Raw genomic sequence first — 15,935 nt, 5'->3', positions numbered from 1 at the left:
GCGTCGTCACGCGCCGGACCTGTGGAGGAAGGCGGGGATGGAGCGGACGGCCTCGACGGGGTCGCCGGTGAGCCTGCATTCGGCGGCGAGGTAGCCGTCGTAGCCGACGGCGTGCAGAGCGCCGAGCCAGGCCGGCCAGTCGAGGTGCCCGGCGCCGGGCTGGAACCGGTTGGAGTCGCTGACCTGCGCGTGTCCGATGTAGGGCGCGGCGGCGATGATCGCGGCAGCGGGATCGCTCTCCTCGATGTTCATGTGATAGCTGTCGATGCCGATCTTCACCGAGTCGAGGCCGACGGCACGGATCAACTCGGCCGCCTGCTCCAGCCGGTTGACCATGTGGTCCTCGTACCGGTTGAGCGGTTCGAGGAACAGGGACACTCCCTCGCGCCGTGCGTGCTCGCCGAGTTCGGTGAGTCCCTCCAGCAGCACCGTGCGCTCCTCCTCGGCGCCGCGCGGCGGCTGGAACGGCGGCAGACGCGTGGAGAACATCCCGTAGGACGCGGGTGTCTGGGCACCGAGCCCGCCCAGCTCGGCGATCACGGTGAGCTGGGACTTCATCTGGACGATCGCGTCGCGGCGCAGGTCCGCGTCGAAGGCACCGAAGAAGTGGAGCATGTCCACGCAAACGGTCGGCATGACCACACCGTCGGCGAGGGCCTGGCGCAGCTCGGGCAGCCGGCTCTCGAAGTGGAGGTCGCCTCGGGCGCGCAGTTCGATGGCGTCGAACCCGGCGGCCGTCGCGAACTCCCACTTCTCCTGGAGGGTGTCCCCGGGCAGCAACTGCTCCTGGCAAGCGGTCTTGAGCATCAGAGATCAGGGCCTTTCAGAATCTCAGAATTCCAGGATGACCTGGAGGGCGTCGGCGGGACGCTCGTCCAGCAGGACATAGGCTTCGGCCGCTTCGTCGGCCGGTACGACATGGCTGACGAGTGAGGTCACGTCGACACGGCCTTCGGCGACGAGTGCCAGGAAGGTGCGCTGGAGACGCTCCACGGTCCAGCGGCCGGAGAGCTGCGGTGGCACACCACCGATCTGGGAACAGATCAGCTGTACGCGGTTGTGATGGAACTCGTCGCCGAGGCGCAGACCGATGGCGTCCCCCTGGTAGAACCCGGAGGCGACGACGCGGCCACCGACGGTGACGGAGCGCACCGCCTCGTGGAGGGCCGGGTACACACCACTGATCTCGATGGCGACGTCCGCGCCCCGCTCTTCTGTGGCGGCGCGGATCGCCTCGGCGACGCCCCCGGCGACGGCGTTCAGGGTGGTGGTCGCGCCGTACCGGCGTGCGGTGTCGAGCCGCCCGTCCAGGGCGTCGACCGCTGTCACCCGGCCGCCGTTGAGCTGGGCGAGCCGGGTGGTGAGCAGTCCGATGACACCCTGGCCGAAGATGGCGACGTCCTCGCCGACGTGGATGTCGGAGGCCAGGACCGCGTTGTACGCGATGGCGCCGACCCGGGCGAAGGTGCCGGCGAGCGGGTCGAGGCCCGCCGGGAGGGTGTGCCCGATCATCCGTTCCACCGGGACGATGCCTTCGCTGCGGTGGCCCCAGATGCCCCAGACCAGGTCGCCGACGGCCGGCAGTCCCGGTGTGCCGGTGAGTTCGTCCGAGATCTCGGTCACCTCGCCGACCTCCGAGTAGCCCCAGCCGGCGACGGGGTACTCGATGCCGGCGGCGCCGTCCCGGAAGATCCGCGCCTCCGGGTCCCAGGTGCGGGTCAGGTAGGGGTTGGTGCCGCGATACGCGGTGAGTTCGGTGCCCGCCGACACACCCGAGTAGCGCGTACGCACCCGGAGATGGCCCGGGGGCAGCGGGGCGCTGTCGTGCTCGGCGACTTCGACCTGTCGCGGGCCGGTGAACTGGACGACGCGTTCCACGTGGGGCTCCGAGAAGTTGACGCTGAGGGCTCGGCTGGGCTGCCGTACCACTTGACTTAGGTCGAAGATATCTCAGAGTTATGTCTTGTCAACACGCAAAAGTGATGCTGTGATGCGTGCATACGAAGCATAAGTAGCGTGAGGATGAGCCATGCGTACGTGGATCCGTCGGTCGACGAAGACCGCAGCGGGCGCGCTGGCGGCGGTGTTGGGCGTCGGCGTACTCGCCGGATGCTCGACAGACACCGGCGCGGCCAAACCGGACAACAAGATCACCGTGTGGTCACAGGAGAACCTGCCGCCGCAGATGGCGGTGACGAAGAAGATCGTCGCCCGCTTCGAGAAGCGGACCGGCATCAAGGTCAAAGTGGTCGGGGTGGACGAGAACCAGCTCCCGCAGCTGATCATGTCCGCCGCCGCGGCCGGCACCCTGCCCGATGTCATCGGTGCCGTCCCGATCGGCCAGGTCTGGCAGATGTACACCAACGGTCTGCTGAACACGAAGATCAGCGGCCAGATCGTCAACAGCCTCGACCGCACGACATTCGACGCCAACGCGCTACGGCTGACCAGCGACAAGACGACCCAGCTCGCCGTGCCCTCCGACGCCTGGCTGCAGATTCTCGTCTACCGCAAGGACATGCTGGCCAAGGCGGGGCTGCCGGTGCCCGACACCTATCCCAAGCTGCTCAAGGCGGCACAGACCCTCAAGACACCGAGCCGGTCGGGGATCTCGGTCGCCACCGATCCCAGCGACGTGTTCACCCAGCAGAGCTTCGAGGACCTCGCGCTCGCCAACAACTGCCAGCTGGTGAACGGCGCCGGCGACGTCACACTGGACTCCCCCGCCTGCCGGGACACCTTCGGTGTGTACAACAAGCTCGGCAGTACCTACGGCGCACCCGGCACCCAGACCGTCGACTCGACCCGCGCCACCTACTTCGCCGGCAAGTCCGGCATGGTGCTGTGGTCCACGTTCCTCCTCGACGAACTGGCGGGACTGCGTAACGACGCACTGCCCAGCTGCCCGCAGTGCAAGAACGACAAGCAGTTCCTGTCCGACAACAGCGGTGTCGTCACGGCCCTCTCCGGCTCCGCGGGCAAGAAGCCGGCCCAGTTCGGCGAAGTCGCCTCCTGGGTCGCGACGAAGACGGCCGAGACCTCCGCGTCGACCACCTTCATCCGGTACATGATGGACCAAGGGCTCCAGGACTGGATCGGCATGGCTCCCGAGGGCCAGATCCCCGTGCGGCACGGCACAGCCGCCGACCCCGACAAGTTCCTGACCGCCTGGCGGCACAGCGCGATCGGCGTCGACGACCGCAAACCGCTCGACCAGGTCTTCCCCACCCAGCTCCTGGACCAACTCGTCGCCGGCGTCAGCAACATGCAGCGCTGGGGCTTCAAACAAGGCCAGGGCGCCCTCGTCGGCGCCACCAACGGCCAGCTACCGGTGCCCAAGGCGATCAGCGCCATGACCGGCGGCCAGATCTCACCCGGCCAGGCGGCCGAGGAAGCCGACGATGACGTCTCCGCACTGCAGAAATCCCTCCAGTAACAGGCCGTCGGCCGCCCCCGTCGAGGAACCCACATGAGCTCATATCCGCGGGCCGCGAAGAAGCGCCCCCCACTCACCGCCAGCCGGCGGGAGAACCGCGCAGGCCTGGCCTTCGTCACACCCACCTTCGTCGTCGTGCTGATCGTCGTCGTCATCCCGATCCTCTGGACCGTCCTGCTGGCCTTCCAGAACGCCAAGCTGGTCGACATCCAGGGCATGGGGGTGTTCGGCAACTGGTCCTTCCACAACTTCGTGGAGGTGTTCACCTCCCCCGGCTTCTGGTCGAGCCTGGTCACCACGCTCGTCTACACCGTCGGCGGCACCCTGGGCTCCGTCGTGCTCGGACTGATCGCCGCCCTCGCGCTGCGCAAGCCGTTCCGCGGGCGTGGCCTGGTGCGCAGCACCATGCTCCTGCCGTACGTCGCCCCCGTCGTCGCCGTCGCCTTCGTCTGGCAGGTCGCGCTCAGCCCCCAGTACGGCATCGTCAACCACTGGGGCGGCAAGCTGCTCGGCTGGGACAACCCCATCGCGTTCCTCTCCACACGCAGCTACGAAGTGAACCTGTTCGGCGCGCACTTCGGGATACCGCTGGCGCTGCTGACCGTCATCGCCTTCGAGACCTGGCGGTACTTCCCGTTCGCCTTCCTCTTCCTCCTCGCCCGGCTCCAGGCCGTACCGGACGGACTCGAAGAGGCGGCCCGCGTGGACGGCGCGACCCCCACCCAGCGGTTCCGGTACATCCTGCTCCCCCAACTGATGCCGGTCATCGCACTGCTGAGCGTGCTGCGCTTCATCATGACCTTCAACAAGTTCGACGACGTCTACCTGCTCACCGGCGGGGGCTCCGGCACCGACGTCGTGGCCGTGCGCGTGTACGACTTCCTGACCGCGAACTTCGACGTGGGCGCGGCGGCCGCACAGGCCCTGGTCCTCGCGGTCGTGCTGATGGTCCTGCTCGGCATCTATTTCAAGTTCTTCGCCAAGAAGGTTCAGGAGGAGGCGTGATGACCCGCACTCAGTTCGAGGAACGCCTCTTCGGCGTCCTGCGATGGGTCACCATCGTCTGCCTGGCACTGATCACGCTCGTGCCCTTCTACTACATGCTGCTGCTTTCGGTGAAGCCGATCGACGCACTGCTGCTGGACCCAGGGTCCCTGTGGGTCTCCGGCAAGGACTTCACCCTCGACACCTACAAGAACGTCCTGCAGTCCACCGACGACGGCGGCCAGGGCTTCCTGCGGATGATGCTCAACTCGGCGCTGGTGTCGCTCGGTACGGTAGCTCTCACGCTGGCCGCCGCCGTCCCGGGCGCGTACGCCATCAGCCGGCTGAAGTTCTTCGGCAGCCGCCACGTCAGCGCACTGTTCCTGGCGGTCTATCTCTTCCCCGCCACCCTCCTCGCCGTTCCGCTGTTCGTGATGTTCGCGAAGATCGGCCTCTCCGGGAGCCTGGTCGGACTGGCGATCGTCTACATCGCCCAGACCGTGCCCGTCTCGATCTACATGCTGAAGAACTACTTCATCACCATCCCGGTGAGCGTCGAGGAGGCCGCCGCTCTCGACGGTGCGTCACGCTGGCAGACCGTGCGCAGGGTGGTGCTGCCGCTCGCGATGCCGTCATTGATGGCCACCGGCCTCTATGTCTTCATGATTGCCTGGAACGAATTCCTCTTCGCCCTCCTCTTCCTGGCCGCCGACCCCGACAAGTGGACGGTCTCCCTGGGACTGCAGCAACTGGCGAACGGCATCGAGGTTCCCAAGACAGTTCTGATGGCTGGGTCGGTGGTCCTGACCCTCCCCGTGGTACTGCTGTTCTACGCGGCGGAGCGGCTGCTGACCGAGGGCCTCACCAGCGGTGCGGACAAGGGTTAGTGAAGAGATCGGGAGTAGGGACGACGATGCCGGTGAACCAGGCGAGTGCGGGGCATCTGCTGCGGCTGATCCGCACGGGTGAAGCAGTGACGCGCGGCGAACTCCAGCATGTGACAGGGCTGTCCCGGTCCACCGTCGGCAACCGCCTGGACCAGCTCTTCGCCGCCGGGTGGCTGCGGGACACGGCAGCCGGCGCCTCTACCGGCGGACGGCCCTCCGCACGCCTGGAGTTCAACTCCTCGCACGCGGTGGTCCTCGCCGTCGACCTGGAGACCCGGCACAGCCGGGCCGCGGTGCTCGGCCTGGACGGCACCCTCCTCGCCGACCGCTCGGAGCCGTTGCTCATCTCGGACGGACCCGACCGGGTGCTGGACACCGTCGCGAGCTGGTTCCCCTCGCTGCTGGAGAAGGCGGGCACCGACGCCTCACGGGTCTGCGGAATCGGTCTGTCCGTACCCGGCCCCGTCGACTGGACGACGGGACAGCTCGTCCAGCCCCCGATCATGCCGGGCTGGGACCAGTACCCGGTCCCCGTCCGGATGCAGGAGGCGTACGCCCGGCACGTCCCGTCCGCCGGGGCGCCGGTACCCGTGCTCGTCGACAACGACGCCAATCTCATGGCCTACGCCGAACAGCGCCTCTTCTACCCCGACTGCTCAGCGTTCGTGCTGGTGAAGGTGTCCACAGGCATCGGCGCCGGTGTCGTCGTCGACGGGGAGCCCTACCGGGGCATCGACGGCGGAGCCGGCGACATCGGACACATCCGGCTGCACGACAGGACCGAGGCGTTGTGCATGTGCGGGTCCTACGGCTGCCTCGCGGCCGTGGCCAGCGGCCGTGCGATCGCTGAGCAGTTGGCGTCCGCCGGCATTCCGACGACGTCGGGCTCCGACGTACGGGAGCACCTGGCCGCGGGCCAGCCGGACGCCGTCAGACTGGCCCGCGAGGCCGGTCAGCGGGTCGGAGAAGTGCTGGTCACCGTGGTGACCCTGCTCAACCCCGGGGTGCTGGTCCTCGCGGGCGATCTGGCCGGCACCCCGTTCCTGACGGGTGTGCGCGAACTCCTCTACCAGCGCGCGATGCCGCGCACGACGGCACACCTCAACGTGGTGACGTCCCGTCTCGGCGACCAGGCAGCGCTCAGTGGCGCGGCCGCCATGGTCGTCGAGCACCTCTACGCCCCGGACAGGGCCGACACCCGACTGGCCGCGCTCAACGGCGGCTGACACCTCCCGCTGACCCGCAGCCTCTCCCAACTGCCTGTACACATCAGTACTTCCATGGAGCCCCCATGTCGCTCGACTCGCCTTCCGAACCCCCGCCCGGTCCGAACGCCGCCGATCAGCCGCCCTTGCGGGTAGGTCTGGTCGGCGCCGGCCCCTGGGCCCGGACGATGCACGCCCGGATGCTCGCGGCAGGACCCGAGACCCAACTCGCCGGCGTGTGGGCCAGACGCCCCGAGGCCGCCGCCGAGACCGCCGCACCGTACGGCGCCCGGGTGGCCGCCTCGTTCGAAGAACTCCTGGACCTCAGCGAGGCCATCGCCTTCGCCGTACCACCCGCCGTCCAGGCGGAGTTGGCGGTACGCGCGGCACGGGCCGGCAAACCGGTGCTGCTGGAGAAACCGCTGGGCCCTGATCTGGCGTCGGCCCGCAAGGTCGCCGAAGCGGTGGCGGAGCACGGTGTCGTCTCCCAGCTCGTTCTGACGAAGCGTTACCACCCGGTGACGCGCGAGTTCCTCCGTCTCGCGGCACAGACGGAGGTGACGGGGGCGCGCTCCTGCTATCTCCACGGTGCCTTCCTCGGCGGGGAGTTCGCCACCCCGTGGCGGCTGGAGCAAGGTGCCCTGCTCGATCTCGGACCCCATCTGCTGGACCTGCTCGACGCGGCCGTCGGTCCGATCGCGTCCGTGCACGCGACGGGAGACTCGCGCCGCTGGATCGAGCTGACCTGTGAACACACCAACGGTGCGATCAGCCAGGCATCCCTCTCCGGCACGGTCCGCCTCCCCGCCGCCCGCACGCGCATCGAGCTGTACGGACCCGGCGAGGAGATCGTCTACGACACGGCGGAACTCGACCACGAGGAATGCTGGCCCGTACTGCGCCGGGAGTTCGCCGCCGCCGTCCGCTCCGGCGTTTCCTCCCCGATCGACGCCGCGCGCGGTCTGCACGTCCAGGAACTCCTGGAAATGGCCACGGCCACGCTTTCTCGTTGAGCCACGGGTCGACCTGACCCGATCACTCGCGCCTCGCTGGGATCAACCGGCCTGGTCCGGCGGCAAAGACGCGAGCAAGTTCGAGCCGGGCGGCTAGCGTCTCCGCGTGGGCGTCACCGAGCTGGTTCCGGCGCAGGAGATGTTCACCGCAGCCCGCATCCTGATCGAGGTCGGCGACGGCACCTTCTACCAACCCCAACCGGTCCCCACGGGCGGTGAATCCTAGGAGGAAGTCGCGTCTCCGGCAGGCAAGTGAGCAGCTACGTCATAGTTGGCGACGCGTCCCGCCAACACCCGCGGGCTCATGCCATGGCCGCTGTCCCGGTCAGCGTCGGCACCGGCCTCCAGCAGCAGCCGGATCGTCGCACCCTCGCCCCGTGAACAGAACACCGCCCTCCACAACGGCGTGTTCCCATGGGGGCGACAGCCGGGACGATCACGCCCGTGAGCTGGAGATTCTCCAGGTCCGACAGCGTCCGACACTCGGTATGGGGCACCGGGCACAGCACACAGAGGACGCTATTCATCGGATGCTTAGAGCCTTGACGCCGATATACCCCAAGGTTACCGTGACGTTTCTCAGCATAGGTCGGATGAATGTCTGAGCAACGCCTCGGCTCTGAAGGAGACTCACCGTGTGGCTGCCTAAACGAAGACATTCCGTCCTGCTGCTGGCGGGTACAGCGGTGACAGCTCTTCTCGCGACAGGTCTCGTGTCCGCCGATGTCGCGGTGGCCGACTCCGTGGCGTCCGTCTACGCGGCACCCGACGGCACGGGCACCCGGTGCTCGTCCGGGGCGCCTTGCTCGATCACCACGGCCCAGCAGACTGCCCGTCACGCCCGTGCGGGGCGTACCGACACGGTGCAGGTGATCCTGGGCGGCGGTACTTACCACCTGGCGGCGCCCCTCGAATTCGGCGCGGCAGACTCAGGCAGCCCCGGGCATCCGGTCGTGTGGACGGCGGCGCGCGGCGCCCACCCGATACTCTCCGGTGCGAGCCGTGTGCGTAACTGGACCACTTCCTCCCCGTCAGGCGTCTGGTCGGCATCCGTACCGGCCGCAAGCGCCAGCCGTCAGCTCTACGTCGACGGCGCGGAGGTCCCCGTCGCGCAGGCCACACCCTCCCAACTGCACTTCGCCGGCGGCTGGAAAGGCTCGACCACGGGGTACGACCTCAAGGGCGACCCAGCCGGGCTCGCCTTCTTCTCGGCGATGACGCCGGCCCAGTTGCGGCAGGTCGAATTCGACTACCCGGGCGGGAACGGGCAGTGGACCGACTCCAAGTGCCGCGTGCAGTCGCTGTCCGGCACGTCGCTGACCATGAACGAGCCGTGCTGGAAGAACGTCACCGGCCGCGCCGAGTACTCCCAGGCCAGCGGCACACTGCCCGCCATGAGCCCCTCGCAGATGCCGACCTCGATCCAGAACGCCAGAAGCCTCCTGCACCCGGGCCAGTGGTTCCTCGACCAGTCAGGCCACACCCTCTACCTCGCCCCGCTGAACGCGGCCAAGCCGGACAGCCTCGATGTCGAACTGCCCCACCTGGAGACCCTCGTGCAGGGCACGGGCAGCCTGGCTCGTCCCGTCCACGATCTGACGTTCACCGGGCTCACATTCTCCTACGCCACGTGGAACGCCCCCTCCGAGCCCGCAGGCTTCGCCGACGTGCAGAGCAACCTGCACATGACGGGGGCGAACAACCAGGGCATGTGCTCGTTCTCGAACCCGGCCGGCAGCTGCCCCTGGGGCCTGCTGACCGAGCCGCACGCCAACGTCTCCTTCACCGCCGCCGACCACATCACACTGACCGGCAACCGGTTCGCGGAACTCGGTGGGGCGGGCCTCCGCATCGCTTACGGCTCGTCACACAACCTCGTCCAGGGCAACGAGTTCACCGATATCGCGTCAACCTCGATCCTGCTCGGCTGCACCGCCGACCCCACGCCGGTCAACCCCGATCCGGCCCACTTCCCGGACTACCTGACCAAGAACCCCGACACACCGAAGACGATCAAGGACAACTGCACCCCGGATCCATCAGCTGTGGCCGGCGACACGATCGGGACGAACGAAATCGCCACCGGCAACACGATTTCGGACAACGTCATTCACCACATCGGCACCGACTACCCCTCGGCAAGCGGCATCACGCTGCTGTACACCCGACACACGCTGGTCACCCAGAACGAGCTCTACGACCTGCCCTACACAGGCATCACCGCCGGTGTCATCCAGGGACACGTCAACTCCGCGGACCACCCCTCGAACTCGCTCAACATCAACGCCGACAACACGATCAGCGACAACCTCATCCACGACTACCTCAAGGTGCTCGGCGACGGGGGCGGCGTGTACATGGAAGGACACCAGGGCGCCTACCACTACAAAGCCGATGGCAAGACGATCGACTTCGACGCCACGATGGCGCACGGCCTGCAGGTGATCGGCAACGTCACCTACAACCAGGGGCCCGGCTTCGCCTCCTTCTACGACGACGCCGGCTCCGAGTGGATCCACTACGTCGGCAACGTGCAGTTCCACAACAACGGCGCCAACGCCCAGGGCGGCTGCGCGGCCACCGGGCACTTCCTCGTCGAGGGCAACTACTTCTCCGCGCCCGCCGGTCAGTACATCTGCGCCGACGCGGTCGACAGCCACGTCGGCAGCAACACCGCCATCCCGAACTCCCCCGGGCCGAACGACATCCAGCTGACGGCACTGCGCAACGCCGGCGCGAACACGTCAGGACGAGGCTTCGCCGACACGACGGACATCGAGGCCGACTACGTCTCGCCGCCACAAGCGACGTTCTCCAACGGCACCACGACCATGCGGGTGCTGATCGGTGGCGCCGGGTTCGTGCCGGGAACCCCGGTCTACTTCTCCGGCCACGCCGCCCCGAAGGTGCAGGTGCTCTCACCCGGCTTCCTGATCGCCTCGCTCCCGCCCGGTGCGGACACCTCGCAGGTGTCGGTCGGCGGTCTCGTCGCCGCGCCCAAGATCTCCGCACCGGCGACCGGCGAGACCGGCGTGACGAACACGTTCACCGTTCGCGGGTCCGGAGTCACGGGTGACACGGTCACCGTGACAGACGGCGGCGCTCCCCTGTGCCGTGTGACGGTCACGGGCTCCGCATGGTCGTGCACCGCGACGGAGCCCGACGGTCAGCACACACTCGTGGCCGTACAGTCGAACTCGCGCGGCGTCGCCTCGCCACCGGTCACAACCGTCTTCGTGGTCGGCAAGGCTCCCGCCACCGTCCGACTCAACGACAGCGACCCGACGGTCCAGTACTCCGGATTCAGCTATCAGACCGGCCGGGGGCTCGACGACTACCAGGACGACATCCACTACGCGTCGGACAACAGCTCGACGATCACCTATACGTTCGTCGGTACCGGTATCAAGGTGTACGGCGAACAGAGCAGCGACGAAGGCCATTTCTCAGCAGTGCTGGACGCGGGCACGCCGACCAGCGTCGACACCGTACCCAGTGACGGCCAGCGTCGCTCGAACGTCGTCGTATGGTCGAAGACCGGCCTGCCCGCCGGTCTGCACACACTCGTACTGACCAAAGTCGACGGCACCTACATGACCTTCGACGGACTTGAGGTCGACAACAACTGAACCCGGACCCTGCCCGTTCCCACACCCAGGGCTCCTCCGGCAGGGTCCGGCCCCGCGGCGCGCGGAGTGGTCGAGCCGGGAAGTCCGCGGCGCTGTGCAGTCTGCCGCCGCACGCATCCGCACACCGCCATCACCGACCGGTCCACTGCGCCGCGAGAGAGCGCTGTGGACCGGTCGGTGATGGCGCCTACTGGTAACAGGGGTTCCCGCACTGCACCGTGAACGTGCCGCCGTCGTTGAACACGGGGACGGCGGGGTGGTGAGTGATGGTCGTGGGGGCATTACTGGTCTCCCAGGGCATGGGAACTGCCACGGCCTGAGGCGCCAGGGCGGTGAGGGCCCCGGTGGCGACGAAAACGGCGGCAACCACGCGCTTGGACAGACGCATCTGAACTCCTCAATCGACGATGAGTTGGCAGGACTGCGGCCAGGACGATCCCTTGGACGGACCGTCCTGGGTGACTACCAGTCTCCAATACAGACCGCGTTCCGCACTCCATCGGGGATCTGCGAACGCCCCCGTGCCGGTGGCTCGCTCGCAGGGCGGTCAGGACACGGACCGGGACGCCGCCGAAGATCAGCGACCGGTAGCCGCCAGGCCGAGGAACGCCCCCGGCCTGGCAGAGTCCACTCGACACACTCCCGGTGCCGAAGTCACTCGAAGACCGTCACGGACGGTCCCCCGTGCCTCCGCTCGTGGGGGCGGCAGTCTGCTGACGGCCGCCCGGGCGCGGGGGCTCAGTGGCGTCTTGGATGCTGTCGCGGGCGGCGGCCGCCACCGCCTCGGCGGTGATGCCGAATTCGGTGTAGAGCCGCTGGTAGTCCGCTGAAGCGCCGTAGTGTTCAAGGCTGATGATCCGCCCCGCGTCTCCGACCACGTCGCGCCAGCCCTGGCCGACGGCGGCCTCGACACTGACCCGAGCCCGGACCTCGGGCGGCAGGACTTCATCCTGGTAAGCCAGTGGTTGGGCGGCGAACCACTCCCGGCACGGCATGGACACCACTCGCACCGCCAGACCGTCCGATGCCAGCAGGGCACGGGCGTCCAGGGCGATCTGCACCTCCGAGCCCGTCGCGACGAGGATGACGTCCGGTGTCGAACTCCCCTCGCTTTCGGCAAGGGTGTACCCGCCGCGGGCCGCGTTCGACGCGGCGGCGAACTCCCCGCTGCTCCGGTCCAGCACGGGCAGGTTCTGCCGGGTGAGGATCAGCCCGGCGGGCCGGTCGGTGTGCTCCAGAACGGTGCGCCAGCAGGCGGCGGTCTCATTCGCGTCAGCGGGCCGTACGACATCCAGGCCCGGGATGGCGCGCAGTGCGGCGAGGTGCTCGACGGGCTGATGCGTCGGGCCGTCCTCGCCCAGGCCGATCGAGTCGTGGGTCCACACGTACGTCGCGGGCAGCTGCATCAGGGCTGCCAGCCGGACCGCGGGGCGCATGTAGTCCGAGAAGGTGAGGAACGTGCCGCCGTACGGCCGTGTCAGGCTTTGCAGCGCGATGCCGTTGAGGACCGCGCCCATCGCGTGCTCGCGGATGCCGAAGTGCAGGGTGCGCCCGTACGGGTCGCCCTTCCACTCCTTGGTCTGCCGGTCGGCCGGCAGGAAGGACGGCTCGCCCTCCATCGTGGTGTTGTTGCTCTCGGCGAGGTCGGCCGATCCTCCCCATAGCTCAGGCAGGACATCCGCGACGGCGTTGAGCACCGCTGCGGATGCCTTGCGGGTGGCCATCCCCTTGGAGTCGGCCGGGAATTGGGGCAGCGTATCGGCCCACCCTTCCGGCAACTCCTGTGCCTGCAGCCGGTCGAGCAGCGCAGCGCGCGCTGGGTTGGCCTCGCGCCAGGCGGTGAACTGGTCCTGCCATCGGGCGTGCACATCGTGCCCGCGATCCGACGCCTCGCGAGTCCGCGCCAGGACCTCGTCCTCGACGACGAACGTGCGCGCCGGGTCGAAGCCCAACAGCTCCTTCGTCGCGGCGACTTCGTCGTCGCCCAGCGCCGAGCCATGCGCCTTTCCGGTGTTCTGCTTGGTGGGGGCGGGCCAGCCGATCAGGGTACGCAGCATGATCAGCGAGGGGCGGCCGGTCTCCGCCTTGGCCGCCTCGATCGCGGCCAACAGCGCGTCCACGTCTTCGACGTAGTCGCCGGTGCGGGTCCAGTCCACGGTCTGCACGTGCCAGCCGTAGGCGGCGTAGCGGGCCGGTACGTCTTCGCTGAACGAGACGTTGGTGTCGTCCTCGATGGAGATGTTGTTGGAGTCGTAGAACATCACCAGGTTGCCGAGTTCCTGGTGTCCGGCGAGGGAACTCGCCTCGGAGGTGACGCCCTCCATCAGGTCTCCGTCGGAGGCGATGACGTAGACGTGGTGGTCGAAGGGGGACGCGCCGGGCGCGGCGTCCGGATCGAGGAGGCCGCGCTCGCGGCGCGCGGCCATCGCCATACCCACGGCGCTGGCGAGGCCCTGCCCCAGCGGTCCGGTGGTGATCTCGACCCCAGGGGTGTGGCGGTGCTCGGGATGGCCGGGCGTTGCCGACCCCCACGTGCGGTATGCCTGCAGGTCCGGCAGTTCAAGACCGTACCCGGACAGATAGAGCTGGATGTACAGCGTCAGGCTGGAATGACCGCACGACAGCACGAAGCGGTCGCGCCCCAGCCACCGGTCGTCATTCGGGTCATGGCGCATCACCTTCTGAAACAACAGGTAGCCCAGGGGCGCCAGACTCATCGCCGTACCGGGGTGACCGTTGCCGACCTTCTGGACGGCGTCGGCGGCAAGCAGCCGAACCGTGTCCACCGCCCGTACATCCACCGCGTCCCAGCCCACCCGGTCACTCACGGGCGAACTCACTCCACGCTCGTGTGCTACGGCAGACCCGTTCCCCGATGTCCCGTTCGCCATAAAGACTCCTTATATAGATATAAAAGACACGTTACATTCTTCCGAGCACGGCCGGAGGACGGACCGGATGGCCCGTCATCCGGACGGCCGAGTGGACGAAAAGACGCGGCCGACGGCGGCGAGGCGCAGGCTTTCCAAGGTGGCCAGTTGGTGCTCGGCCCGGTCCAGCAGTGTGTCCAGGTATTCGGGATAGAGCCGGTCGTCGGTCTCGGCCAGCGTCCGCAGGGTGCGCCAGCACGCCGCTTTGCCCTGGACGCCGAGGAACATGGATTCCAGTTCCAGGACATCGCTGAGTGGGGAGCGGGAGAACAGATGCCCGTTGGGCTTGAGGCGGCCGGCCTTCTCGGCCAGCCAGCCAAGAGCGACCTTGGAATGGTCGACGGACACGCCCACGTCGGTCATGATCTTCGTCAGCGACTCACGGTCCTGCGCCACCTGCCGGGTCAGCTCGGCCAGCGCGGTGTCCCGCTCCTCCCCCTGCTGGGCCTGGGCGGCCCGCCGGAAGAGTTCCAGGCCGGCAGTCGCTCCCGAGAGGTGGTCGTTGAGGTAGATCGCCATGAGGTCAGCGCCGCCCACGGCGTCCTCCGGCGAGCCGTGCGAGTTCCCGGACTCGTTGTCGGCGGTGTGCATTTCGCGGTCCACCGAGGCGGCGAGTTCAGTCCAGCTGTCCTCGAACTTGGCCAGCCCTTCACGTTCGAGACTCTCGGTGACGTCAGCGAAGTCGACGCCGATCCGTTCCAGCGCGGCGAAGTGAGCCGCGGCCGCGGCGTACCCGTCGGTGGCCGACGCGTCGTCGGGGAGGGTCCCGTGGTCGGCGAACGCGGCCAGGGTGGTGCCGGGCATGGTGTTCACGGTGCCGGCGATGACGAGTTCGCTGACGTACATCGTGTCGGGGTAGGCGGGATTTTTGACACCCGTCGACGCCCACAGCGGGCGCTGTGCATGCGCTCCGGCCGCGGCGAGGGCCTGCCAGCGCGGCTCTGCGGTCATCTGCTGGTATGCCTGGTGAGCCAGTCGGGCATTGGCGATCGCCGCCTTGCCCTTGAGGGCCCGGGCCTCGGGAGTATCGACAGCATCGAGGCGGGCGTCGACCTCGGTGTCGACCCGGGAGACGAAGAATGAGGCGACCGAGTGGATGTCCGCCAGGTCGTGGCCCGCGGACCGGGCCTGCTCCAGTCCGGTCAGGTAGGCGTCCATCACCGCGCGATAGCGGTCCAGGGAGAAGATCAGCGTGACATTGACGCTGATGCCCTGAGCGACGACGGCGGTGATCGCTGCCAGTCCCTCACGGGTGGCGGGGATCTTCACGAACAGGTTCGGTTCCGCGACCGCGTCCCACAGTTTCCGGGCCTGCGCCACGGTGGCGTCGGCGTCCCGGGCCAAGCCCGGGTCGACCTCGATGGAGACCCGTCCGTCGCTCCCGCCGGTCTGCTGGTAGACCGGGCGGAAAGCCTGGCAGCCGTCACGTACGTCATCGGTGGTGAGGGCGAAGACAGCGTCGTCGACGCTCGCTCCTTGATCCGCCAGCCTCCGCAGTTGTTCGGTGTAGCGGTCCCCTTTGGACAGTGCCGAGGCGAAGATCGTAGGGTTCGTCGTCACCCCCACGACGTGCTGGTCCGCGATCAGCTTGGTCAGCTCGCCGCCGGCGAGCAGCTCACGGGACAGATCGTCGAGCCAGATCGAGACTCCGGCAGCGGACAGCCCGGCGAGTGGATCGGACCCAGTGGTGTCAGACATGCGAGACCTCCAAAAAGGGACGTGATGCCTGGTCGGCGAAGCGCCCGCGTGTGTCCCCCGGGCGTCCGTCTGCGGGACTCCCAAGGCCTGGACGAGCGGCGTGGCGTCCGCTCACGAGGGGCAATGGCGCAAGCCGGTCGTTCGGGTCGACGT

At 68.2% G+C, this 15,935-nt stretch carries 10 protein-coding genes and 1 pseudogene; 6 read left to right on the top strand and 5 right to left on the bottom strand.

The window, feature by feature from the left end:
* Positions 1–6 precede the first annotated feature (6 nt).
* Both OHS57_RS36730 and OHS57_RS36725 read right to left on the bottom strand, forming a co-directional pair.
* Positions 7–807: a sugar phosphate isomerase/epimerase family protein gene (locus tag OHS57_RS36730; protein WP_042001981.1), complete on the bottom strand. Its 801-nt coding sequence runs from the start codon at positions 805–807 to the stop codon at positions 7–9.
* A gap of 24 nt (positions 808–831) precedes the next feature.
* Positions 832–1,878: a zinc-dependent alcohol dehydrogenase gene (locus tag OHS57_RS36725; RefSeq protein WP_328584823.1), complete on the bottom strand. Its 1,047-nt coding sequence runs from the start codon at positions 1,876–1,878 to the stop codon at positions 832–834.
* 151 nt (positions 1,879–2,029) lie between these two features.
* Between OHS57_RS36725 and OHS57_RS36720 the strand changes: the two genes are divergently transcribed.
* From OHS57_RS36720 to OHS57_RS36695, 6 genes are all read left to right on the top strand, one after another.
* Positions 2,030–3,436 (top strand): ABC transporter substrate-binding protein, encoded by a 1,407-nt coding sequence (locus tag OHS57_RS36720; RefSeq protein ID WP_328584822.1) that lies wholly within the window; start codon positions 2,030–2,032, stop codon positions 3,434–3,436.
* A 33-nt stretch (positions 3,437–3,469) separates the two neighbouring features.
* On the top strand, positions 3,470–4,441 hold the full coding sequence (locus OHS57_RS36715; protein WP_042001969.1) for a carbohydrate ABC transporter permease: 972 nt from the start codon (positions 3,470–3,472) through the stop codon (positions 4,439–4,441).
* Positions 4,441–5,307 carry a carbohydrate ABC transporter permease gene (locus tag OHS57_RS36710; protein WP_042001966.1) on the top strand — a complete coding sequence of 289 codons (867 nt, stop codon included), beginning with the start codon at positions 4,441–4,443 and terminating at the stop codon, positions 5,305–5,307. Before OHS57_RS36715 ends, OHS57_RS36710 begins: the two co-directional genes overlap by 1 nt.
* A gap of 26 nt (positions 5,308–5,333) precedes the next feature.
* Complete coding sequence (locus OHS57_RS36705) at positions 5,334–6,533, top strand: ROK family protein (RefSeq protein ID WP_328584821.1); 1,200 nt, start codon at positions 5,334–5,336, stop codon at positions 6,531–6,533.
* Positions 6,534–6,598: 65 nt separating this feature from the next.
* A complete protein-coding gene (locus OHS57_RS36700) occupies positions 6,599–7,525 on the top strand; it encodes a Gfo/Idh/MocA family protein (RefSeq protein WP_328584820.1) in 927 nt (308 codons plus the stop codon).
* A gap of 686 nt (positions 7,526–8,211) precedes the next feature.
* The gene (locus tag OHS57_RS36695) at positions 8,212–11,154 is read left to right on the top strand and encodes a right-handed parallel beta-helix repeat-containing protein (protein ID WP_328584819.1); all 2,943 of its coding nucleotides are present in this window, start codon (positions 8,212–8,214) and stop codon (positions 11,152–11,154) included.
* A 187-nt stretch (positions 11,155–11,341) separates the two neighbouring features.
* Here OHS57_RS36695 and OHS57_RS36690 read toward each other — a convergent pair whose 3' ends face one another.
* The 3 genes and pseudogenes from OHS57_RS36690 to tal all read right to left on the bottom strand — a co-directional run.
* Positions 11,342–11,542, bottom strand: coding sequence for a hypothetical protein (locus OHS57_RS36690; RefSeq protein ID WP_328584818.1), 201 nt, complete (start codon positions 11,540–11,542; stop codon positions 11,342–11,344).
* 280 nt (positions 11,543–11,822) lie between these two features.
* Positions 11,823–14,045, bottom strand: a complete 2,223-nt coding sequence (gene tkt, locus OHS57_RS36685; RefSeq protein ID WP_328584817.1) for a transketolase — start codon at positions 14,043–14,045, stop codon at positions 11,823–11,825.
* A 627-nt stretch (positions 14,046–14,672) separates the two neighbouring features.
* Positions 14,673–15,782 (bottom strand): annotated as a pseudogene (gene tal, locus OHS57_RS36680) (transaldolase); the annotation flags it as partial.
* Positions 15,783–15,935 lie beyond the last annotated feature (153 nt).

The organism is Streptomyces sp. NBC_00370 (assembly GCF_036084755.1).
Taxonomy (GTDB): Bacteria; Actinomycetota; Actinomycetes; order Streptomycetales; family Streptomycetaceae; genus Streptomyces.
The sequence above is the reverse complement of the archived record's forward strand: the minus strand, read 5'-3'. Positions and strand labels throughout refer to the sequence as shown.